The sequence below is a fragment of the Streptomyces sp. NPDC056835 genome (assembly GCF_042789485.1).
Classification (GTDB): Bacteria; Actinomycetota; Actinomycetes; order Streptomycetales; family Streptomycetaceae; genus Streptomyces.
The window spans coordinates 80,228-94,802 of the sequence record NZ_JBHUBB010000034.1; the positions used below are offsets into that span (position 1 = coordinate 80,228).

A 14,575-nucleotide genomic window follows, 5' to 3' on the forward strand; every position below is an offset into this window, starting at 1 on the left:
GCTCGGAGAATGTTCAGTCGATACAGAACTCGTTGCCCTCGATGTCCAGCATCGGGATGCACGACTCGTTTTCCTCATCGGCATACAGCGTTTGCACGTGGGTCGCACCGAGCGCGACCAGTCGTGCGCACTCGGCTTCGAGGGTGGCCAGGCGCTCGTCCCCCACGAGCCCGGTGCCGACCCGTACGTCGAGATGCACCCGATTCTTAACGATCTTGCCTTCGGGGACACGCTGGAAGTACAGGCGCGGGCCCACGCCTGAGGGATCACTGCAGGCGAACCATGCACCCTGCTTCTCAGGAGGCAGGGTGCGGTTGAAATCGTCCCAGGTGGTGAACCCCTCCGGCGGCGGCGGTGTGACGTACCCCAACACCTCACACCAGAAGCGAGCGAGACGCTCAGGGTCTGCGCAGTCAAAGGTGACTTGGAACTTCTTGATCGCTGACATCGGCGCACCGTACCTCGTACCAGGGGGACCTTGCCTCTCATTTCCCCAGGCAGATCCGCCCCGTCACCCGTCGCATCCTGGGCCGCCTTGGACATCAAGTGATCAAACCGGACCCCCTACGAGATCGACGCGACCGTGGCGGCGGAGCGCCCCAATGGTCCCCAGCAAGACGGATGGATGCGACGAGCATTGCCCTACCTACGGCTGCGACACAGGGACGCAACAGCCTGCGGATCACCTTCTCCGTTGGACGGAACGCCCGGCGGATCCCCCAGCAGCGACGTCAGCTCCACACCGAGCCCCTTTGACAGGGCGTGCAGGGTGGGAAGCCTCGCGGAGCCCTTCCGCCTCTGTTCCAGCTGACGGATGACGTCGACCGACACATCCGCACGCTCGGACAGACCTTCCTGCGTCAACCCAGCCAGTTTCCGCGCCCGCCGAAGCTTGACCCCAAGGTGCTCATTCACCCCTCGACGGTACGCCGACGAAAGGCCCCGTACCAGCAACACAAAAGGCCCCGATATCTCACGAATGAGATACCGGGGCCTCGCCATGCCCGCCGTGAAGGCCCGTACGGTCGGCCCGTACGGTCGGCCCGTACAGTCCCCCTGACGCGGTCAGACGCCCAGGCCCGCCAGCACCACCGCGCCCGGCAAGCCGCCGAAGATCTTGCCCGGGACGATCAGCTTGCCGCGGCGCCGGCCCCTCTCGCACGCCCGTGCTCGATCTAGGTGTCCTCCCCTGATTCTGAGTGTCACTGTTATGCGTCGGGGCGTGTCGGACGTGCGACGCAGATGAACCCCGGTCGCCGTCCGCTTGAGGCAGATGACAACCGGAGCCGTCAGAGAGTTGCTACCACTCAGCTCCACAGTCAAGACAGCGCTGTTTGCCGTTGGCGAGAGTGATCGTGCTCTTATGTCCGCTCGGGCAATCCGCCCTCAACGGTCTGGCGATCTCGGGCTCTTGCATGGTCCACTCCAATCACATGTACTCGTCGGGTGATCCACCGTGCTGATCCTGCGGCCACGCAACCCGGCAATCGAGGCACGTAAGACGCCACTGCATTTCCCGTTCCACCGGGTGCATCGCGTGCGAGAGGATCACGGCCGTGCCCTCGCATTTGATGCACCGGACTGGGTCGTTCTGTGGCGGCGATGGCCGGTACACGTCCCCAGAGAAATTGCTCATGCGCCAATCCTGGCAGGGATACGAGGATCTTTCAGGCGGGGCCGCATGCGTCGACCGTACCGACGCACGCGTCCCCCTCCCCCGCGAGCCGTGACGCCCAATTGCGGCGGGGGCTTGTGCGGGGCAGAACCGACGGCCCTGACACGCGCCGGCCCTGCCCCTGTCCGCACTCCCACGGGGGAACGGGGAGTGCGGAGTCCTGTGTGTCAGTCCCGGACCAGCCATGCGGCGGTCGCCAGGACCATTGCGACGAGTGCCACGATGAGCGGCCACACGCCCGCGCAACATCCGGCGACCGTGGTGTACGGATTCCTGCGCTGCCCCACTTCACGTCACCTCCGGCGGTAGGTCGTCGGGGTGGACGGATAGGTAGTGGGACACGATCAGATGCGGGAGACTCCCGCCGGCGCTGACGAAGAATCCATTCAGGTTTGCCCAGTCCCGCACTCGATGGTTCCAGTCGGCGCGCTTCTGACGCAGAGATTTCGGTCCCGCACCGTCACGCGTCCGCTCGATCAGAACCTCCACCGATGCGTCGCGCCGCGCTCTGGGTCCGAGCTCAGCAGCCACCGGACGGACCGGAGGATGACTGTTTTATTCGTCATCGCTGGACCCTCCGTCCTTCCGGTGGAGGGGGCAGCCGCACTTGGGGAATCGTGAGGACTTGTCAGGCTTCTCCGCCGGCTTCACCGTGCGGCGGGACTTGACGACGGGTCGTTCCCCGGTGGTGCTGTTGGTCCGGTAGACCCGCATCCACATCATTGGGCCGCCCGTTCCTTGGCCTGTCGCCAGGACTGCCGGAGCGTCGCAGCCTCGTCGCAGTCCACGCCGGCCCGGCACGGGATGCAACTCTGCGCGTGGGCAATGAAGGCGCTGTAGGAGCGCTGGACACTGTCCTCTATGCGCCGTGCGTGGGTCAGAACGGGACCCGTCAACTCCAGTTTCGTGTCCGCCCTTTTGTGGCTAATGTTCTCCATGTCGTCGCTCCTCCGTAGCGTCGTCCACGTCCCGGGCCGTTCGCGCGGCGCCGGGACACATGCACCCACCCATCGTCAAGAGGGGTGGGTGCGACGAGCATTGCCCTATCTACGGCTGCGACACAGGGACGCAACAGCCTAGTTTTGCCACGCTAAGCGGCGACGCCCAGGAACTCAGCGATCGGGCGGAGACCTGTCGGGCGGTTCGGCAGTTCCCACAGCTCTTCGACGATCGATACAGCCAGGGTGTGATGCCGCATCCATGTAGGTGCGAAGCGACGCAGCGACTCCAGCGCCTTCACCGCGCCTTCCGCGTTACCGACATCGGTATGCGCGCGGGCGACGTCCAGGAGGAGCCACGTACGCCATGAAGGGGGCGTGTCCTTCGACAGGCGCATTCCCTTGGCCAGTTCCAGTGCCTCCTCTGGGCGCCCGAACTGCACGGCCAGACGTACACGTTCGATGCGCACTGACGACTTACTGAAGACGCTCACCATCCGGCTGTCCTCGGCCGTCGGCATCTTGCCGACACGCACCGCTTCCTTCTCGGCAGCACGCATCATCGTGTCGGCGCGTTCGTAGTCGCGGCTTCGGGCGTAACTCGTAGCGGCCGACATCGTCAACCCGCCCCATACCTTCACGCCTTCGGCATCGTCAAAGTGTGTGCTCCTGACCCGATCGGCAGCATGAAGTGCGACGGCAATAGCATCGTCAAGCCTGTTCTGACGTTGGTACGCCCATGCGACGCTGTTTGCGATCATCGGACCCAACAGAGGGTCGGAGGACGCATCCGCAGCAGCTATGGCCCGCTCCAGACTGGACAGTGCGAGATCAGTCTTCCCCATGCGGATCGACAGGTGGCCACCCAGTTGCAGCGCCTTCCCCAGCGCGGCTTGGCCCCCACTGCGCTCGTCGTCGGAACCGACGCTCGCTGTCTGCCGCGCATCCGCGATTACCCCGGGCAGAATCTCCATCAGCCGGCCGAACTCCGCGTCGTGGTAAAGCGTCCACGCGTCGGCGATCTCAGCACGCAAGAGTTCCACCGTCAGTGTCTCCACACCCGCAGGCTCCGGGGCGGGAGCGTACAACGGAGGCATGATCGCCCGCCGTAGGGCCACCATCTGAGGTGGATCACCTTCTCCGTTGGACGGAACGCCCGGCGGATCCCCCAGCAGCGACGTCAGCTCCACACCGAGCCCCTTTGACAGGGCGTGCAGGGTGGGAAGCCTCGCGGAGCCCTTCCGCCTCTGTTCCAGCTGACGGATGACGTCGACCGACACATCCGCACGCTCGGACAGACCTTCCTGCGTCAACCCAGCCAGTTTCCGCGCCCGCCGAAGCTTGACCCCAAGGTGCTCATTCACCCCTCGACGGTACGCCGACGAAAGGCCCCGTACCAGCAACACAAAAGGCCCCGATATCTCACGAATGAGATACCGGGGCCTCGCCATGCCCGCCGTGAAGGCCCGTACGGTCGGCCCGTACGGTCGGCCCGTACAGTCCCCCTGACGCGGTCAGACGCCCAGGCCCGCCAGCACCACCGCGCCCGGCAAGCCGCCGAAGATCTTGCCCGGGACGATCAGCTTGCCGCGGCGCCGGCCACTGCCGATCAGGACCCATTCGGTGTCGAGCACCGCGGAGTCCACCAGCAGCGGCCAGGACGTGGGCAGGCCGATCGGGGTGATGCCTCCGTACTCCATGCCGGTCTCACCCACAGCCGTGTCCTTCGCGGCGAACGAGGCTTTGCGCGCGCCCAGTTGCCTGCGGACCACGCCGTTGACGTCGACGCGGGTACGGGAGAGCACGACACACGCCGCGAGCGTCGACTCGCCGCCCCGCTTGCCCGCCACCACCACGCAGTTCGCGGACTGGTCGAGCAGTCCGGTGCCGTAGTGCTCGGCGAAGACCGCCGTGTCCGCGATCGCCGGGTCGGTGTCGACGTACACCAGTTGTTCGGCGGGGACGTCGCCGCGCCAGGCGCGCACGGCGTCCGCGACGGGCGGCGTCAGTTCTTCGAGGCAGTCAGGGGCGGGTCTGGCGTTGTCGAAGTTTCCCAGGGGAGCGCGCATGGATGCCACGCTAACAAGCCGCCCCCTGACCACGACCCGGGCGTCTCAGCGTACGGGCGGGATCGAGACGGACATGATCATCTCGACGGTCTCGGCGCCCTCGTTGCGGTAGGCGTGCGGCACGTTCGCCTCGAAGGCCGCCGAGGCGCCCGCCGGTACGGTGTGCGGCTCGCCGTCGACGACGAGGGTCAGTTCGCCGGTGGTCACATGGAGCAGTTCGGTGGTGCCCGGCGGATGCGGGTCGGAGGAACTGGCCTCTCCCGGCAGCAGGACCCACCGCCACAGTTCGAGTGGTCCGCGGGCCTCGGTGCCGACGAGCAGCGTGGTGTGGCTGCCCGCGGGCGTGGCCCACATCCGTACGGCCTGGTCCTCCGGCACGATCCTGACCTGTGGGCCCTGCTCGTAGTCGAGGAGGGTCGTGATCGAGACACCGAGCGCGTCGGCGAGCTTGACGGTGGTGCCGACGCTGGGGTTGGTACGGGCCTGCTCGATCTGGATGATCATTCCACGGCTGACCCCCGCCCTGGCCGCCAGGGCGTCGAGGGTGAAGCCCCGTTCGCCGCGCCAGCGCTTGAGATTGCGGGCGAGGGACTGGGTGAGCTGGTCGAGGTCCGACACATTCCATCCAATATATTCAATAGAACAGTTCAATGGACTGCACTACGGTGCGCTGCACCCCATCGTTCATCGCACTGTACTGCGCGGAGCGCCCGCACGCGGCCCAGACAGAACGGGCGCTGGACTCGCGCTGGTGGGAACGATTCTGCTGGCCGCCGGGTGAGCTGGGCGCGACGTACGGTGACGCCCACCCCAGAGGTGAATGCCCCGCGAGTTTCGCACCGGGCTCGGCGCGGCCGATCCGACCGTACGGTTGGCTGAAATCAGTTGACCGGACCGGGCCTCAACGGGCCGTCAGCGGGCGTCCGAAGCACCGAACGGACATCGGCGTCCCGGCTTCGGGCATGACAGACGCGCCGCTTGCGCATATGACAGAGGCTTCAGCGATTCGTTCTATTTACCATGCCCACCCTGGCCGGTGGGTGACTTCGGGACGAACTCCCCCGTTGAGTGGGCTCCGGCCGCTCTCTGTGTTCCACGAGCGCGCGGCGTGGTTAGCATGAGCGCCACATGTGGTGCGGAAGATCACCGTCCCCATCGGTGTCAGATCCCGCCCGTGCGGCCGAAGCGCGCTGGTCGGCCGGTCTTCAACCCCCGCACTCAAGCACCCGAGGGACCGCGGAATGTCAGTGCCTGTCGCCCCCCGCCCGCGCCGCATACGCAAGGCACGGTCTCTGCCGCTCGCCGTACCCCTGGGTCTGCTGGTGGTGGCCGCCACGGCGGGAGGCGCCGTGGCCGCGACGGCGCCCGCGGCGGCCCGTGGCTGGGTGGCCGGCACCGTCGCCGTCGCCTGGGTGTGCCTGGCGGTCACGGTCGTCACCGCCGCGCTGCTGCTGCGCCGCGCCCGGCGCGGAACGGTCACCGCCGAGCAGGAGACGCGGGCGGCGCAGTCGCGGGTGACTCAACTCGGCGCGGAATCCGCGCATCTGCTGAACGTCACGCTGCCCGCGGTGGTCAAGCGAGTCCAGGACGGCGCGGGCGCCGACGAGACACTGGAGTCCACCCAGGCGCCGTCCGATCCCCAACTGCGGCGCCTGCTGGAGACGTTCACCACCGAGATCGCCGACTCGGCACAGCGCGCGGCCCACGCGACCGCCGAGAGCGAGCGGGCCGTCGCCCAGCTGACGCGGGCGGCCGACGAGTTGGATCTGCTCACCGCCAAGACGCTTCCCGACGCACTCGGCGGACTGCGCTCCGGCGGCTCCGCGGACACCGTACTCGGCACCATCGAGCCGCCCTCCGATCCGCGGCTGCGAGTGCTGCTGGACTCGGTGGTCAGGGACTTCGCCACCAGCGAGCGACGGGCCGCGGCGGCGCAGGCGGCCAGCGCCAAGGCGCTGAGCCGGGTGCAGGCGAAGGCCGTGAGCATGCTCGCGGATCTTCGCGAGATGCAGGACCGCTACGGCGAAGAGGTCTTCGGGGATCTCCTCAAGCTCGACCACAACACCTCGCAGCTCGGACTGCTCACCGACCGGCTGGCCCTGCTGATGGGCGGCCGTGCGAGCCGCGCCTGGAACAAGCCGATCGGTATGGAGAGCATCCTGCGCGGCGCGGTGGGCCGGATCGCCGCGTACCAGCGGGTCAGGCTGCACTGTTCGAGCAGCGCGGCGATCGCCGGGTTCGCCGCCGAGCCCGTGATGCATCTCCTCGCCGAACTCATGGACAACGCGGCGAACTTCTCCCCGCCGATCGACGAGGTCCATGTCTATGTCGAGGAGCGCACCGCCGGAGTCGTGGTGACCATCGAGGACAGCGGTCTGAAGATGGCCGCCGCCGCGATGCGCCGCGCCGAGGAGTCCGTCTCGGGACGGGTCACCGACCTGGCGATGCTCCAGGGCACCCGGCTCGGGCTGGCCGTGGTCGGCAGGCTGGCCGCCAAGTACCACATCAGTGTCAACTACCGGCCCTCGTCCCGTGGCGGTACGGGCGTCGTGGTGCTCTTCCCGCCGCAGCTCATGGCCCAGCAGCGCGGTCTGGCCCTGGAGCAGTCCCTGCGGCGCCCGGCCCCGGAGACGACGATCCCCGTCGCCCCGCCGGTCACCTCGGCCCCGCCGGTCACCTCGGCCCCGCGAGCCACGATGGACCCACGAGCCACGGTGGACCCGTCGGCCCCGGCCCGCTCCACCGCCCCGCCGGACTCCCCCGTACCGCCCACCCCGTCGGCCCCGGGGGACGGCCCCCGCGTGGCGACGCCCAACGGTCTGCCGGTCCGCCCGCCCGGCCGCACCATGGCCGCCGCCGACCGAGGCCGTCCGCAGCCGGAGTCGGAGAGCGGGGGCGTACAGCCGGGCCGCGACGCGGGCTCGCAGTTCGGCGCCTTCCACCGTGCGCGCCGCCGCCCCTCGGAAGGCCCGTCAGGCGCCGAAGGCGCCCAGAACCCCTACGGAACCGGCGGTACGAAGGGACCTGACGGTACGTCCGGGACCCCGGCCGAGTAAGGGCCGCCCTCTCCCCGTACGGCGCCCGGGGTCTTGGCGCCCTTCCCCACCCGGAACGCGAGATTGGAGGCACGGGCAGGTGACCGGTCCGCCCGGTATCACCCGCCCCACGCACACCATGCAGACCACTGACAACAGCCTGACCTGGCTCCTTGAGAGCCTGTTGGAACGCACCCCCGGCACCCGGCACGCCTTGGTGCTCTCCCGTGACGGGCTGAAGCTCTGCTGGAGCCGTCACCTCACCCTCGACCAGGCCGACCAGCTGGCGGCCATCTGTTCCGGCATCCAGGCGCTCGCCCAGGGCGCCTCGGTGGAGTTCGGCAACGGCACCGGCGGCGTACGGCACTCGATGACCGAATTCCACGGCGGGCTGCTCTTCATCGTCGAGGCCGGGGACGGAGCGCATCTCGCGGTCGTGGCCGAGGACGGCGCCGACCCGGGTGTGGTGGGCCATCAGATGACCGAGCTGGTCGAGCAGATCGGTGAGCATCTGCGGGCGGAGCCGCGCGCGTCCGTCCAGGAGAGTTCTCGGTCATGACCCCCCGCCGGCCCGTCGACACCGGGGATCCCGACCGGCTGTACACCGTCACCGGTGGCCGCAGCCGGGTCGACGACGACTCGTTCGACCTGGTCACCCTGATCGTCAGCGAGTGCGAACCGACGCCGGGGATGCAGTCGGAACATGTCCGGATCCTGGAACTGTGCCGTCATCCCACAGCGGTCGTCGAGATCTCCGCCGAGCTGCGGCTGCCGGTGACGGTGGTACGGATCCTCCTCGGTGATCTCCTCGCGACGGGCCGGATCACCGCCCGGCATCCCCGTGCGGCACGCTCCGCGGAGCTGCCCGATTCCGCCCTTCTGAAGGAGGTGCTCCATGGACTCCGCAACCTCTGAGCTTCCGGCCCGTATCCCGCTGGCCGACGCCGCCGAGACCGGTCTCAAGATCGTCATCGTGGGCGGATTCGGGGTCGGCAAGACCACCCTCGTACGCTCGGTGAGCGAGATCCGGCCGCTCAACACCGAAGAGGTCATGACACAGGCCGGGATCGGTGTCGACGAGACGGCCGGGCTGACCACCAAGACCACCACGACCGTGGCCTTCGACTTCGGCCGGATCAGCCTCAACGACCGTATGGTGCTCTATCTGTTCGGGGCGCCCGGACAGGAGAGATTCTGGTTCCTCTGGGACCGGCTCTTCTCGGGCACGCTGGGCGCGGTCGTACTGGTCGACACCCGGCGGATGAGCGAGTCCTGGTACGCGATCGACCGGCTGGAGCACCACAGGACACCGTTCGTGGTCGCGGTCAACCGGTTCGACGACGACGTCTCGGCGTTCTCACTGGCGGAGATCCGGCAGGCGCTCTCGTTGCCCGATCATGTTCCGCTGATCGACTGCGACGCGCGGGTGCGTTCGTCCGGCAAGAGCGTACTGATCACCCTCGTGGACCACCTCTACGAACTGGCGATGGCCCGGGAGATGACCCCATGACCGATCCCGCAGAACCCTCCCTCGACCAGGCCGTCCCGCCACCCGGGTGCCCCGCGCACCCCGGCGCGCGGGAGGACGCCGTCGCGCTGAGTGGCCTGGAGTACCAGCAGACCCCGTCCCAGCTGTACCGCACCCTGCGCAGGGAGCACGGCGCGATCGCGCCCGTCGTGCTCGACGGGGGCATTCCCGCCTGGCTGGTGCTCGGCTATACCGAGGTCTCGTATGTCACCAGCCACGACGAGCTGTTCGCCCGTGACTCACGGCGCTGGAACCAGTGGCCGTCGATCCCGCCCGGCTGGCCGCTGATGCCGTTCGTCGGCTATCAGCCGTCGGTCATGTTCGCCGAGGGCCCGGAGCACCAGCGCAGGGCCGGGGTGATCACCGAGGCGCTGGAGGCTGTCGACCAGTTCGAACTGGCCCATACCTGCCGCGAGATCGCCGAGGGGCTTATCGACGACTTCGCCGGCAGCGGACAGGCCGAGCTGATGAGCGCGTTCGCGCACGCGCTGCCGATGCGGGCCGTGGTCCGGCTCTGCGGAATGCCGGCGGACGGCGTCGACACCGATGATCTGGTCCGCGATCTGCGGATCTCGCTGGACGCCGCCGAGGGTGATGACCCGGTCGCCGCCTATGTGCGGGTGATGGAGCGGATGCAGCGACTGGTCAAGGACAAGCGGGACCACCCGGGGTCCGACCTCACCTCCCGGATGCTGAGCCATCCGGCCGGGCTGACGGACGAGGAGATGGTCGTCGACCTGATCACCGTCATCGCCGCCGCGCAGCAGCCGACCGCGAACTGGATCTGCAACACCCTGCGACTGCTGCTGACCGACGACCGGTTCGCGCTGAACGTGTCGGGCGGCCGGCTCAGCGTCGGGCAGGCGCTGAACGAGGTGCTGTGGCTGGACACCCCGACGCAGAACTTCATCGGCCGGTGGGCGGTGCGCGACACCCAGCTCGGCGGCCGGCACATCAAGGCGGGCGACTGTCTGGTCCTGGGGCTGGCCGCGGCCAACACCGATCCGCAGATCTGGCCGGAGGGGCATATCGGCCCGGAGAACTCCGCGCATCTGTCGTTCAGCAACGGTGAGCACCGCTGCCCCTACCCGGCCCCGCTGCTGGCCGATGTCATCGCGCGCACCGCGGTCGAGACGCTGCTGGAGCGGCTGCCTGACGTGGTGCTCGCGGTCGAGCCGCACGAGCTGAAGTGGCGGCCGTCCATCTGGATGCGGGGGCTGGCCGCGCTGCCGGTGAGCTTCACCCCGGTCGTGCAGTAGCGAGCGGTAGCGGCGCCGTACCGGCCGGTGGCCTGTCGGCGTACGGCCGCCGGGCCCGGAAACTCCGGGCCCGGCGGATGCCGTCAGCCCTTGACGGGGGTGAACCGCACGGGCAGCGTCTGCGGTCCGCGGGTGAACACGCCCTGCTCCACCGGGTCGAATCCGTCGGCGAGACGGATGTCCGGCATGGCGTCGAGGAGTTGATTGACGCCGGTTTCGACCTCCGCCTTGGCCAGCAGGGCGCCGACGCAGAAATGCCGTCCGAGCGCGAAGGCCAGGTGGTCGGCCGCCGCGGAGAACGCGGTCGTCGTGGTCAGATCGTCCCGGAAGATATTGAAGCGGTCCGGCTCGTGGTAGCGCGAGCCGTCACGGTTGGCCGCGCCGATCAGACAGGTGACCGTGGCTCCCGCCGGTATGGTCCCGCCGCTCACCTCGACGTCCTTGGCGGTCTGCCGCATGATCATATGCACCGGCGGGGTGAACCGAAGCGTCTCCGAGAAGGCCCGGTCGATCAGCGCCCGGTCCTGCTGTACGGCCGCCAGCTGGTCGGGGTGGAGCAGCAGATTCGCGAAGACGCTGGCGATCGCCTTGTCCGTGGTCTCCCCGCCGGCCGCGAGCAGCAGGCTGCAGAACGCCTTGATGTCCTCGTCGCTCATCCGTACGCCGTCGACCTCGGCGGCGCAGAGCGAGGAGAGCAGATCGTCCCCGAGGTTGTCGCGCCGGTTCTGGATGATCGGCAGCATGTACTCGGCGAACTCGACGCGGGTACGCTCACCGGCCGCCGCGACCTCCGCGTCGCCGGAGAGGTTGCCCAGGAAGGCGATGACCGCGGTGTACCAGCCGTGGAAGCGGGCGTGGTCGGCCTTGTCGAGGCCCAGCATGTCGGCGATGACATTGACGGGGAAGCGGGTGGCGTAGTCCGTGACCAGATCGGCGGATCCGGTGTGCCGGAAGGCATCGATCAGTTCACGGGAGTTTCGGTCGATGACCGGCAGGAACTTGTCACGCAGATCGCTGCCGCGAAAGGCCGGAGCGACCAGCGCCCGGCGTACCGCGTGCTCCCGGCCGCTCAGCTGGAGGATCGTCTTGCCGTGCACGGGCTCGATCTGCCAGTCGTAGTTGTCGGTGGTGAACTCCGACTCCTTGTCCTTGAAGGCGCGCTCGACATCCTCGTAGCGCGAGATGATGTAGCTCTTGGTGGCCTCGTGCCAGATGAGCGGCGCGCTCTCCCGCATCATGCTGTAGGCCGGATACGGATTCTCGGCGAACTCGGACGACAGGATGTCGGGGACCTGGTGTGCGGTGGTCATGGAGCTCCTCGTTCAGAACCGGCCCGATCGATAACGGGCCACTCGGCCAAGGTTATTGATCAACCGTCATCAGATACAGTCACCTCCTCGCCCGACCTGAGGTCTTCGTGCCCGGAGTGGTCGCTTACGGTGTAACTCCGATCAGCACGGAGGAGACGTCATGACGGAACGGGCACTGATCACCGGCGTGGGCGGGAAGGTCCCCGGCGTCGACCCCGCCGCGTTCACCGCTCCGACGTCCGTGGTGGTCGGCGATGTCACCGTCGCGGCGGGTGCGAGCATCTGGTACCACACGGTGCTCAGGGCCGACTGCGGGCCGATCGTGGTGGGTGCCGACAGCAATGTCCAGGACAACTGCACCCTGCACTGCGATCCCGGTTTCCCGCTCACGGTCGGCGAACGCGTCTCGGTCGGTCACAACGCGGTGCTGCACGGCTGCACGGTCGAGGACGATGTACTGATCGGCATGGGCGCGACGATCCTCAATGGCGCGCACATCGGCGCGGGGTCGCTGGTCGCGGCGCAGTCGCTCGTACCGCAGGGCATGCGGGTGCCGCCGGGCTCGCTGGTCGCGGGGGTGCCCGCCAAGGTCAAGCGCGAGCTGACCGAGGAGGAGCGGGCGGGGATCAGGCTGAACGCGGCGGGCTATCTGGAGCTGGCGAAGGCCCACCGCGAGACGCACGAGGACTGACGACACCGCAGCACGATGATGCGCTGGGGCGTGCCGAGCTCGGGATCGGCGATGACGCTCCCGGACCGAATGGGCTTGGGAATATCCGCGTAGCGGGTCATGCATCCTCTCCCTGACTATTCATTCCTGGATCTGCGTGGTGGATACGAAACAATCGTCGCACCAGAATCCGAACAACAAGCCCTCAAATCCCATGGGGCCGAAGGGAGTGGGGCCGCTGTCAATGGCGGCCAGGAAAGGCATGAAGTTTCCGCACCCAGGACAGATGGGGTGCAACTCTGGCGAGGGCCATCGAGGCAAGCCACCCACTTGGTGCTGCGACCTACCGGGGATGGCCGGCAGGCTTGTCCCTGGCTGAATCGGGTGCGGTTCCAGGACCAGTGAACGCTTACCGGGTACGATGCGAGATCTTTCGGCACTGACCCCTTGCTGCCCGAAATAGACCCGTGTTCCGTCAGCGGTGAAACGCGCAACGATTCTGTCGACTTCTCCGCAGTCGCACGAGAACCAGAAGAACGTGGGATCCTGGCTCAGTTTGTAAGGTAGAGATTTGGAAGAGAGAGTGAGAATGCGCTCGGCTGGTGTATGGCAGGAGGCGCAGAGGGGCACATCCTCCGCGTAAGTTCCACCCATGACGTGGTCACTTTCCCCTTCATCGGCGATGAATCCCATGAAGGAGGGAGAGGAGCCGGAGTTCTTGCCACTGTCGGGCAGACGGCCGACGAGCGGCATTAACCATTCCCAGTCCTCCGGGTCGTCGACGTCGTCGCGTAGGGAATCGATGTGGTCAGCGGCATGCTGAGTCCGAACGAGTGCCAATGAGTGCAGGTCATCGATGTCTCGATTCTGTCGCCACCGCCCCAAAAGAGCATCGGCAAAGGAATCCGGGGCACCAGAGAGAAGGGTACGCCGGACGAATGGGTTCTCGATCCGGTCGGCATGTGGGCGTAGACGTTCCGGAAAGTAGACCCCGATGGAGAGCAGGACGGATTCCAGCGGTGAATCCGGCGCCGGGTCAGCCAGGTAGTCCTGGATGAAAGCATCGATGACCGACGTCGGCAGCCAGGGGACCAGTCTGGCGGCTGACTGGGCGAGCGGTCCGGCGCCGCGCAGCCTCTCCGCTGCCCGCGTCTTTTCCTCTTGAGCTCCCGGAATCATCTGGAGGTAAGCCGCCACGAACTCGGACACGCGATTGTCGGTCGTTTCTGAGAGACATTCCAAGGCCGCGGGCACCCCCCTGTCACCGGAATGAGTCAGGAAGGCGATAATGCGTTCGCGCTTCTCTGGAACTGACAGTCCAGCGTCAAGTGCGATCTTCTCAATTATTTCAGTCGGGGTCATCGCTCGCCTTCTCTCATCTGTCTCTACTCTGCGGCGGGCACGGGGTCGGGGTCGGCCGCCGACGGCCCCGGCTCCGCCGCCTTCTTGGCGCGGTTCCTGAGAACGAGCATGGACGCGATCCCGATCAGCACCGCGAGCAGCAGACCGAGCCAGGAGAAGCGCTTGAGCCAGGCCTCGGCGACCACGCCCACCGAGTAGATGACGGCGGTCGTACCGCCCGCCCAGACGATGCCGCCCAGCACATTGGCGATCAGGAACTTCCAGTACGGCATGCGCAGCACGCCCGCGAGCGGTCCGGCGAAGATCCGCAGCAGGGCGACGAAACGGCCGAAGAAGACGGCCCACATGCCCCACTTCTGGAACGACCGCTCCGCCATGGCGATCTGGGCCTCGCCGAAGTGCTTGGGGAACTTCGCGCCCAGCCGGGCGAGCAGCGGCCTGCCGCCCTTGCGGCCGATGGCGTAGCCGATCGAGTCACCGATGATCGCCCCGGCGGTGGCACAGGCGCCGAGGATGTACGGGTTGATGTCGCCGTGCTGGGAGGCGAGCAGCGCCGAGCTGACGAGGACGATCTCACCCGGCAGCGGGATACCCAGGCTTTCGAGGCCGATGACCACCCCCACCAGGAGATAGATACTGACCGCGGGGACAGTCTCCAGCCACTCCTGGACGTGCACCGCCGGTTCCTCTCGTTGGTTTCCGCTGCCCGGCGTGGGGGGGGGCCGGCGC

The 14,575-nt window shown here is 67.7% G+C and carries 14 protein-coding genes and 1 pseudogene; 6 read left to right on the forward strand and 9 right to left on the reverse strand.

All coding sequences use genetic code 11. From position 1 onward, the window contains the following. Window positions 1-13: 13 nt before the first annotated feature. The 6 genes and pseudogenes from ACFRMN_RS31175 to ACFRMN_RS31200 all read right to left on the reverse strand — a co-directional run bounded on the left by ACFRMN_RS31175 (window position 14) and on the right by ACFRMN_RS31200 (window position 5,300). On the reverse strand, window positions 14-448 hold the full coding sequence (locus ACFRMN_RS31175) for a VOC family protein (RefSeq protein WP_383025772.1): 435 nt from the start codon (window positions 446-448) through the stop codon (window positions 14-16). Between the two features lie 218 nt (window positions 449-666). Further along, window positions 667-1,002 (reverse strand): annotated as a pseudogene (locus ACFRMN_RS31180) (helix-turn-helix domain-containing protein); the annotation flags it as partial. A 1,392-nt stretch (window positions 1,003-2,394) separates the two neighbouring features. Beyond that, a complete protein-coding gene (locus tag ACFRMN_RS31185) occupies window positions 2,395-2,613 on the reverse strand; it encodes a hypothetical protein (protein WP_383025775.1) in 219 nt (72 codons plus the stop codon). 152 nt (window positions 2,614-2,765) lie between these two features. Continuing rightward, window positions 2,766-3,977: a helix-turn-helix domain-containing protein gene (locus ACFRMN_RS31190; RefSeq protein ID WP_383025778.1), complete on the reverse strand. Its 1,212-nt coding sequence runs from the start codon at window positions 3,975-3,977 to the stop codon at window positions 2,766-2,768. 150 nt (window positions 3,978-4,127) lie between these two features. Continuing rightward, window positions 4,128-4,682, reverse strand: a complete 555-nt coding sequence (locus ACFRMN_RS31195) for a YbaK/EbsC family protein (RefSeq protein ID WP_383025781.1) — start codon at window positions 4,680-4,682, stop codon at window positions 4,128-4,130. A 45-nt stretch (window positions 4,683-4,727) separates the two neighbouring features. Next, window positions 4,728-5,300, reverse strand: a complete 573-nt coding sequence (locus tag ACFRMN_RS31200) for a helix-turn-helix domain-containing protein (protein ID WP_383025784.1) — start codon at window positions 5,298-5,300, stop codon at window positions 4,728-4,730. Between the two features lie 623 nt (window positions 5,301-5,923). Between ACFRMN_RS31200 and ACFRMN_RS31205 the strand changes: the two genes are divergently transcribed. From ACFRMN_RS31205 to ACFRMN_RS31225, 5 genes are all read left to right on the forward strand, one after another. Further along, the gene (locus tag ACFRMN_RS31205; protein ID WP_383025787.1) at window positions 5,924-7,738 is read left to right on the forward strand and encodes an ATP-binding protein; all 1,815 of its coding nucleotides are present in this window, start codon (window positions 5,924-5,926) and stop codon (window positions 7,736-7,738) included. A 118-nt stretch (window positions 7,739-7,856) separates the two neighbouring features. Then, window positions 7,857-8,276 (forward strand): roadblock/LC7 domain-containing protein, encoded by a 420-nt coding sequence (locus ACFRMN_RS31210; protein WP_383025816.1) that lies wholly within the window; start codon window positions 7,857-7,859, stop codon window positions 8,274-8,276. Then, on the forward strand, window positions 8,273-8,632 hold the full coding sequence (locus ACFRMN_RS31215) for a DUF742 domain-containing protein (protein WP_365748073.1): 360 nt from the start codon (window positions 8,273-8,275) through the stop codon (window positions 8,630-8,632). Before ACFRMN_RS31210 ends, ACFRMN_RS31215 begins: the two co-directional genes overlap by 4 nt. Continuing rightward, entirely contained in the window at window positions 8,613-9,227 is a 615-nt protein-coding gene (locus ACFRMN_RS31220; protein WP_383025790.1) for an ATP/GTP-binding protein, read from the forward strand. Before ACFRMN_RS31215 ends, ACFRMN_RS31220 begins: the two co-directional genes overlap by 20 nt. Continuing rightward, window positions 9,224-10,504 (forward strand): cytochrome P450, encoded by a 1,281-nt coding sequence (locus ACFRMN_RS31225; RefSeq protein ID WP_383025793.1) that lies wholly within the window; start codon window positions 9,224-9,226, stop codon window positions 10,502-10,504. The genes ACFRMN_RS31220 and ACFRMN_RS31225 overlap by 4 nt, the downstream gene beginning before the upstream one ends. Window positions 10,505-10,587: 83 nt before the next feature. Here ACFRMN_RS31225 and ACFRMN_RS31230 read toward each other — a convergent pair whose 3' ends face one another. Continuing rightward, on the reverse strand, window positions 10,588-11,814 hold the full coding sequence (locus tag ACFRMN_RS31230) for a cytochrome P450 (protein WP_383025796.1): 1,227 nt from the start codon (window positions 11,812-11,814) through the stop codon (window positions 10,588-10,590). A 160-nt stretch (window positions 11,815-11,974) separates the two neighbouring features. On the opposite strand from ACFRMN_RS31230, the gene ACFRMN_RS31235 reads away from it, so the two are divergent. Further along, window positions 11,975-12,505 carry a gamma carbonic anhydrase family protein gene (locus ACFRMN_RS31235; protein ID WP_383025798.1) on the forward strand — a complete coding sequence of 177 codons (531 nt, stop codon included), beginning with the start codon at window positions 11,975-11,977 and terminating at the stop codon, window positions 12,503-12,505. A gap of 120 nt (window positions 12,506-12,625) precedes the next feature. On the opposite strand, the gene ACFRMN_RS31240 is transcribed toward ACFRMN_RS31235, so the two are convergent. Further along, window positions 12,626-13,846 (reverse strand): hypothetical protein, encoded by a 1,221-nt coding sequence (locus tag ACFRMN_RS31240; RefSeq protein WP_383025801.1) that lies wholly within the window; start codon window positions 13,844-13,846, stop codon window positions 12,626-12,628. 23 nt (window positions 13,847-13,869) lie between these two features. Then, entirely contained in the window at window positions 13,870-14,523 is a 654-nt protein-coding gene (locus tag ACFRMN_RS31245; protein WP_383025819.1) for a DedA family protein, read from the reverse strand. Window positions 14,524-14,575: the final 52 nt, after the last annotated feature.